Raw genomic sequence first — 7,337 nt, forward strand, 5'->3', positions numbered from 1 at the left:
GTTGAGCGATAAAGCATCATTTGTTGAAAGAGGTTTCTCAGTTAATTAAAGCTAAACTAGCAAGCTTTAAAACACTAATATCGGTCTTTAAATAGAGTGGATTCATAGACATTTTATCTTAAGCAGATGCTCATCTGAAGACGTCATTTAGCTTCAGTGAGTAAATTGGCCTGCATTCCTTCCTGCTACGTATCCAGTAACTAATGCGCTTGTAATGTTATAACCTCCAGTATAGCCGTGAATATCTAATACTTCACCACTGAAGAATAAACCCGGCAATAATTTAGACATCATCGTTTTAGGATTAAGTTCCTTCAAGTGAATGCCTCCACCAGTCACGAAAGCTTTATCTAGTGGAAGTGTACCATTTACTTCAAAGGTGAAGTTCTTTAAATGCTGAGCTAAATTCCTCAATTGCTCGTTCGAAATGTGATGACCTGTAATATCATTTAATATGCCTGCTTGTTCTAGCATAAAGAGTAAATATCGTTCTTCTACTAAACCATGAAGGCTATTCTTTATAGCTTTGTTGGGTGATTTATCTACAAGTTTCTTCAACTTATGGCGTAGCTCTTCTTCATTGATGTCAGGTAAGACATCTAGAGACATATGAACCACTTGCTTTTTTTGATATTTTTGCTCTTTATAAACAAATTGACTACATCTTAAAGCTGCAGGACCACTTATTCCAAAATGGGTAAATATCATATCCATACGATGTGTGACTCTTGGTTTGCCGTTCTTCTTCAATACGGATAATTTGATATTTTTTAAGCTTAAGCCCTTGAGCCTGTTATCTTTAATAAAGGGTTCTGCAGAAGTAATAGGAACTTCAGTGGGAAATAATTCTGTAATCGTATGCCCAAGCCTTTCCGCAAATTTATAACCATCTCCTGTAGATCCAGTTTGAGGTACACTATTGCCACCAGTAGCTATTACAACGGTATGTGCACTGATTACTTTTGAATTGTCTAACGTTAATTTAAAAATATTGTCTTCGTATATAACTGAGTTTACTTGCGTTTCTTCCATAACTTCAACATGTTGTTGCTGAATAGTTTGAGTTAAAGTGTCAACGACGTCTTGTGCTTTATTTGAGACTGGGAACATTCGACCATGATCTTCTTCTTTTAACTTAACACCGCGTGATTCAAAGAAATCAATGATCGATTCATTATCAAATGTTGAAAACGGGCTGTATAAAAATTTACCATTTCCAGGGATGTTTTTAATTATCTCTTCATAGGGAAGGCGATTTGTAACGTTACAGCGCCCTCCTCCTGATATTTTCAGCTTCCGACCTAACCCCTTTTTCTTTTCTATTAATAATACTTTATCATTTAATTGACTTGCTGCGACAGCTGCCATAGAACCACTAGGGCCGCCACCAATTATTACTGTTTGATACATTTTTTGCCTCCAACATTTCTTTCATTCACGTTTTAATTTTTACGTAAGATAGACTGAAAAGCAATGAATAAGCTATAATTAGTAGTTAAGGAAAAGTATGACTTTCCTTTAAAAATGATATCGTTTTGAAAAAAAGACTATATAACGTTATTATGAAATTTACGATTATTAAAGATAAACTTTATTGAAGATAGGAAGATAAGGATGAGTGAAAGTAAAGAACTAGTTAGAGGTACATTTTTGATTACCTTAAGTATATTGATAACCAAAATACTAGGGGTCATTTATAACATTCCGTTCTACCATATCATGGGGGATGAGAAGAATTTAGCACCATTTAGCTATGCCTATACACCGTATAATATCGCTATAGCTGTGGCCACTGCTGGTGTGCCATTAGCCGCCTCAAAATATGTATCTAAATACAATGCATTAGGTGCCTATAAAGTTAGCCAGAAGCTTTACCGGTCAAGTTTCATTGTTATGTCGATAACTGGAATTATAGGTTTCTTAGTTCTATTTGGTTTAGCACCAACTATAGCTCAAATCACCTTAGCTCACGAAAATGGAGCTAAGGGTGGTTGGACGTTAGCAGACATCACATGGATCATTAGAATCATTAGTTTCGTTGTTATCTTTATACCTTTACTTGCTACTTGGCGAGGAGTATTCCAAGGTTATAAATCGATGGGGCCCACAGCAGTCTCTGAGGTGACAGAACAAGTTGCCCGTATATTATTTATATTAATTGGTACATACCTCGTACTTAACGTTTACCATGGTTCTTTATTATTAGCTAATGGTATAGCGACATTTGGGGCAGCAGTAGGAGCGATAATAGGTATCTTCACACTTTGGTATTATTGGCGGAAACGCAAGCATAATATAGAACAACATGTAAAGGATGATCATACTGGTATTGATGTAACATACGCTCACATGTACAAAGAAATCATTTCTTATAGTATCCCATTTGTAATAGTGAGCTTGAACTTTCCTCTATTTAACATCGTAGATCAGTTTACTCATAACTATGCATTGGGGCTAGCCGGAGTACCTCAGCGTTTACATGATGCTTTCTTTACCATGTTGAATTTTACGACTAACAAAATAGTGATGATTCCAACTTCTCTAGCATCAGGTTTTGCTGTTAGTTTAATTCCTTTCATAACTAAGACCTTTGCATCAGGAGATATGAAAGAGATGCATCGTCAGATTCGCACTTCATTAGGAGTGTTAATGTTTATTACAGTGCCAGCAAGCTTAGGGATTATGGCGCTAGCTTTACCTTTATACACTGTATTCTATAAGTATCAACTCGATGGCAGTTTATTGTTATTCTACTATGCACCTGTTGCAATTCTGATTGCTCTGTTAAGCGTGACTGCGTCCATGCTTCAAGGAATCGATAAACAGAAGCTGACTGTGTTTATCATTCTTGCGGCTGTAGTCATTAAATTAGTGCTGAATATTCCAATGATTATGCTATTCCATACTGCAGGCGCTATACTAACTACAGGAATTGCACTGTTGTTTGCGAACATATGTAATCTAATTGTATTAAAGGTTTATGCAAAGTACGACTTTAAAGAAACTTGGATTCACTTTGGTAAAATATTTATATATGGGTTTATTATGATGATTGGTGTGGAATTAGTGTTTCTCATACTACAAACTTTCCTAACGCCAGTTAATAAAGTTAATTCACTTATCATTTTAGTTACGGGTGTAATTGTAGGCGCTTTAATTTATGGTATAATCACGATTAAAACTAAACTTGCTGATGAGTTCTTAGGAGATATTCCTAAGAAAATTCGTGGAAAAATAGGTATTTTAAAATGAGAATAGATAAATATCTAGCTCAAATGGGACAAGGAACTCGTTCTGAAGTGAAACAATTACTTAAAAAAGGTAAAGTACAAGTGAATGGTGTAGTTGAGAAGTCACCTAAAACCCACGTTAACGTCGATCAAGATCAAATTGAATGTCAAGGTAAACTCATAAGATATGTAGATAAAATATATATTATGTTGAATAAACCTAAAGGCTTCGTCTCAGCTACTAAAGATGATATTAACGATACTGTTATAGATTTAATTTCTGAATATAATTATTTAGATATCTTTCCGGTAGGGAGATTAGATAAGGATACTGAAGGTTTGTTACTTATAACTAATGATGGGCAATTCACTCATGATTTAATGAGCCCTAAGAAACATATTTCTAAGACTTATGAAGTAACAGCACAAAAAAATATTACTTCACATGACATAGATAGGTTCAAATCGGGTATAGAATTAACTGATGGTGTTACTAAACCTGCTGTATTGAAAAAATGTGAGACTTCCAACAAATCACTTGTAACTTTATTTGAAGGAAGGTATCATCAAATAAAACGCATGTTTCACGCTATAGATAATGAGGTTATAGAGTTGAAACGTATTGCTATTGGAGGTTTATCCCTCGACGAAGGTTTAGCTCCAGGTGAGTATCGCCAATTAACTCTTGAAGAAATAGAGTTATTAACAAACAAAGAAAAAGAGGTGTAATTATGTCTAAATTTCTTAAAGTTGTATTAGGAATTGGTGGCGTAGCAGCTGCATATCTACTATCTCGTAAAGAAAATAGAGATAAATTAAAAGATGAATACAACAAATACAAAGAAGATCCAGAGGCTTACAAGCAGAATGCTAAAGAAGTTGCTCAAAGTTACAAAGAGAAAGCAAGTTCAGTAGCTAATGATTTGCAAGATAAAGCTGGAGATACTATCGAAGAGGTTAAAAAAGACCCTAAAGCGTACGCTAAGCAAATTAAAGAAGATCCTAAAGGTTTTTTAAATGAACAAAAAGCACGCTTTGCTGATGGTCAAGAGAAGAAAGAGGATCATGTTGAAGAAGCACGCTTTGCTGACGAAGGTGCGGTCGATCCTTCTAACAATCTTCGTGTCGTTTCAGAAGAAGATCTCAAGAACAATAATAACAAACCTAAACAAGATAAAAATAAATAGAATTTCTTGGAAGCGGGACAGAAATCTAATTTGATTAAAGAGATTTCGTAGTCTCGCCCCGGCAAAGATGACTAGAATTGAAAAAAGCTTGATACAAGCGCGTTTTCAAATCAGTCATCTATTGCCGAAATGTTGAAGAGGCTGGGATTTATGTCCCAGCCTCTTTTTTAGTTAATCAATCTTTTAGGAGAAGGAGGATAATAAATATTAAGATAAATTTTATTTGTAATATTTAAACTATTCAAACTTTATGGGTTAAATTATTCCTTTAGACTGTTGTTTCACTGCACAATGATGTACAATAAAGAGAAATTCAGTTTTAAGAAAGAAGTTGATTAGTAATGTGGAAAGAGAAAGTCCAAGCATACGAAGATCAAATTATTGAAGATCTTAAAGGATTACTTTCAATAGAGAGTGTACGAGATGATTCACAAGCTTCAAAAGAGCATCCAGTGGGTCCAGGTCCTCGACAAGCATTGGATTATATCTACGACTTAGCTAAGAGAGATGGGCTAACAACTCACGATGTGGATCATATTGCTGGTCGAGTAGAAGCAGGGGCTGGGGATGAGCTTTTTGGTATTTTGTGTCACGTAGATGTGGTGCCTGCAGGAGATGGATGGGACAGTTCGCCTTTTGAACCTGTAGTAACCGAAGATCGCATTATAGCTCGTGGTACTCTAGATGATAAAGGACCAACAATTGCCGCATATTATGCGGTCAAGATATTAAACGAGATGAATGTTGATTGGAAGAAACGTATACATATCATTATAGGTACCGATGAAGAGTCTGATTGGAAATGTACTGATCGCTATTTTGAAACTGAGGAAATGCCTCAAATTGGCTTTGCACCTGATGCTGAATTCCCAGCTATTCACGGCGAAAAAGGGATTAGCACGTTTGACTTAGTGCAAAATTACAAAGGTGAAGACGTGGATGAGCCTGAATATGAACTATATACTTTTTATTCAGGTCAAAGATACAATATGGTGCCTGATGAGGCTGAAGCTCAAATCTCTGTAAAAGAAAATATGACTGATGTCATACAAAATTTTGAACAATTTTTAACTGACAACGAATTGGAAGGTTCAAACTTTGTGGACAGCGGTATTTTACATTTAAAAGTTGAAGGTAAGGCTGTGCACGGTATGGATCCATCAATTGGAACAAATGCCGGATTATATTTATTAAACTTTTTAGCTTCGCTCAATTTGGATAAAACAGCAACTAATTTTGTTCAAATTAGTGAGAAGTTCTTGTTTGACTCTCATTTTGGTGAAAAAATGGGTATGAAATTCCATACAGAAACTATGGGCGATGTTACTACTAATACAGGTGTGATCACTTATCATAAAGATGAAGGTGGTAAGTTTGGTATAAATCTCCGCTACCCAGAAGGATTTGAATTTGAAAAGTCTCTATCTCGGTTCGAAAATGAAATTAAAGCATTAGGTTTTAAATTAAAAGTGGGTAAAGTACAACCACCTCATTACGTAGATAAGGATGATCCATTTGTTCAAAAACTAATTAAAGCATATCGAAACCAAACGAATGATAACTCTGAACCTTATACCATAGGTGGCGGTACATATGCTCGTAACCTAGATAAAGGTGTGGCCTTTGGTGCGATGTTCCCTGAGTCAGAAGATCTGATGCATCAGAAAAATGAATATATTACTAAAGATCAGTTGTTTAGAGCAACTAGCATTTATTTAGAAGCACTTTATTCTATTTGCGTGGAGGAGTAAACGATGACAAAAGTATTAATCAATGAACAACTAGTTGAAGAGAAGGATGCAACTATCCAGTACAACGATCGAGGCTTCGTATTTGGGGATGGCATTTATGAGTACCTTCGCGTTTATAATAATAAAATTTTTACAGCACAAGAACATTTTGAGCGTTTATTACGCAGCGCCAGAGAAATTCAGCTAGACGTTAATCATACTGTAGACTCTTTAACGGAGCTTGCCAAGGAGTTAGTAGCTGTTAATAAAGTGGTTAATGGCGGTATTTACTTGCAAATCACACGTGGTTCAGCCCCGCGTGATCATCGTTTTCCATCTCCCGACATACAACCAACCTTAATGGGTTTTACTAAGAGTTACGGTAGACCTTTTAAAGAGATGGATCAAGGTATATATGCTGTCACTACTGAAGATATTCGTTGGTTAAGATGCGATATAAAAAGCCTGAACTTACTAGGGAATGTATTGGCTAGGGAATACGCTGAGAAATATAACGCAAGTGAAGCAATTCAACATCGTGACGGCATTGTTACAGAAGGTTCAGCAAGTAATGCGTACGCTGTAAAGGATGGCGTCATTTACACCCATCCAACTAACAACTATATTCTGAATGGTATCACTCGTCAGGTTATTAAGTGGATATGCAAAGATGAGAACATTCCATTCAAAGAAGAAACGTTTTCATTAGAATTTTTAAAAAGTGCTGATGAAATTATCATATCTAATACATCTATCGAGGTAATGGGCGTGACAAAGCTCGATGGGGAACAAGTAGGAGATGGTCAAGTCGGACCTATTACTAAACAACTGCAAACTTGTTTTAATCACTATATCGATACAAAATGTGTTTAAGACTGGTAAGCGCTTACTCATTGTAAACTAAGGGATGAATTATGCTATCATTTCTAATGTGAGTGCAGTGAGGGAGCGGGACAGAAATCTAATTTGAATAAAAAGATTTCGTAGTCCCGCCCCGGCAAGGATGACTAGAATTGAAAAAAGCTTGATACAAGCGCATTTTTAAATCAGTCATCTACTGCCGAGATGTTGAAGGGAGCGGGACAGAAATCTAATTTGAATAAAAAGATTTCGTAGTCCCGCCCCGGCAAGGATGACTAGAATTGAAAAAAGCTTGATACAAGCGCGTTTTCAAATCAGTCATCTACTGC

Annotated in this window: 6 protein-coding genes; 5 read left to right on the plus strand and 1 reads right to left on the minus strand. The window is 35.9% G+C overall.

Annotated features, from left to right (window positions below; translation table 11 throughout):
* Positions 1–153 precede the first annotated feature (153 nt).
* Positions 154–1,410 (minus strand): BaiN/RdsA family NAD(P)/FAD-dependent oxidoreductase, encoded by a 1,257-nt coding sequence (locus tag N9R04_RS09610; protein WP_262856543.1) that lies wholly within the window; start codon positions 1,408–1,410, stop codon positions 154–156.
* Between the two features lie 204 nt (positions 1,411–1,614).
* Here N9R04_RS09610 and N9R04_RS09615 point away from each other — a divergent pair, with 204 nt between their 5' ends.
* The 5 genes from N9R04_RS09615 to dat all read left to right on the plus strand — a co-directional run bounded on the left by N9R04_RS09615 (position 1,615) and on the right by dat (position 7,020).
* Positions 1,615–3,252 (plus strand): putative polysaccharide biosynthesis protein, encoded by a 1,638-nt coding sequence (locus N9R04_RS09615; protein WP_262856544.1) that lies wholly within the window; start codon positions 1,615–1,617, stop codon positions 3,250–3,252.
* Positions 3,249–3,959 carry a pseudouridine synthase gene (locus tag N9R04_RS09620; RefSeq protein ID WP_262856545.1) on the plus strand — a complete coding sequence of 237 codons (711 nt, stop codon included), beginning with the start codon at positions 3,249–3,251 and terminating at the stop codon, positions 3,957–3,959. Before N9R04_RS09615 ends, N9R04_RS09620 begins: the two co-directional genes overlap by 4 nt.
* Positions 3,960–3,961: 2 nt before the next feature.
* Positions 3,962–4,417, plus strand: a complete 456-nt coding sequence (locus N9R04_RS09625; RefSeq protein ID WP_262856546.1) for a YtxH domain-containing protein — start codon at positions 3,962–3,964, stop codon at positions 4,415–4,417.
* A 341-nt stretch (positions 4,418–4,758) separates the two neighbouring features.
* Positions 4,759–6,168 (plus strand): dipeptidase PepV, encoded by a 1,410-nt coding sequence (gene pepV / locus N9R04_RS09630; RefSeq protein WP_262856547.1) that lies wholly within the window; start codon positions 4,759–4,761, stop codon positions 6,166–6,168.
* A gap of 3 nt (positions 6,169–6,171) precedes the next feature.
* A complete protein-coding gene (gene dat, locus N9R04_RS09635; protein WP_262856548.1) occupies positions 6,172–7,020 on the plus strand; it encodes a D-amino-acid transaminase in 849 nt (282 codons plus the stop codon).
* Positions 7,021–7,337: the final 317 nt, after the last annotated feature.

Source organism: Staphylococcus marylandisciuri, from assembly GCF_025519785.1.
GTDB lineage: Bacteria > Bacillota > Bacilli > Staphylococcales > Staphylococcaceae > Staphylococcus > Staphylococcus marylandisciuri.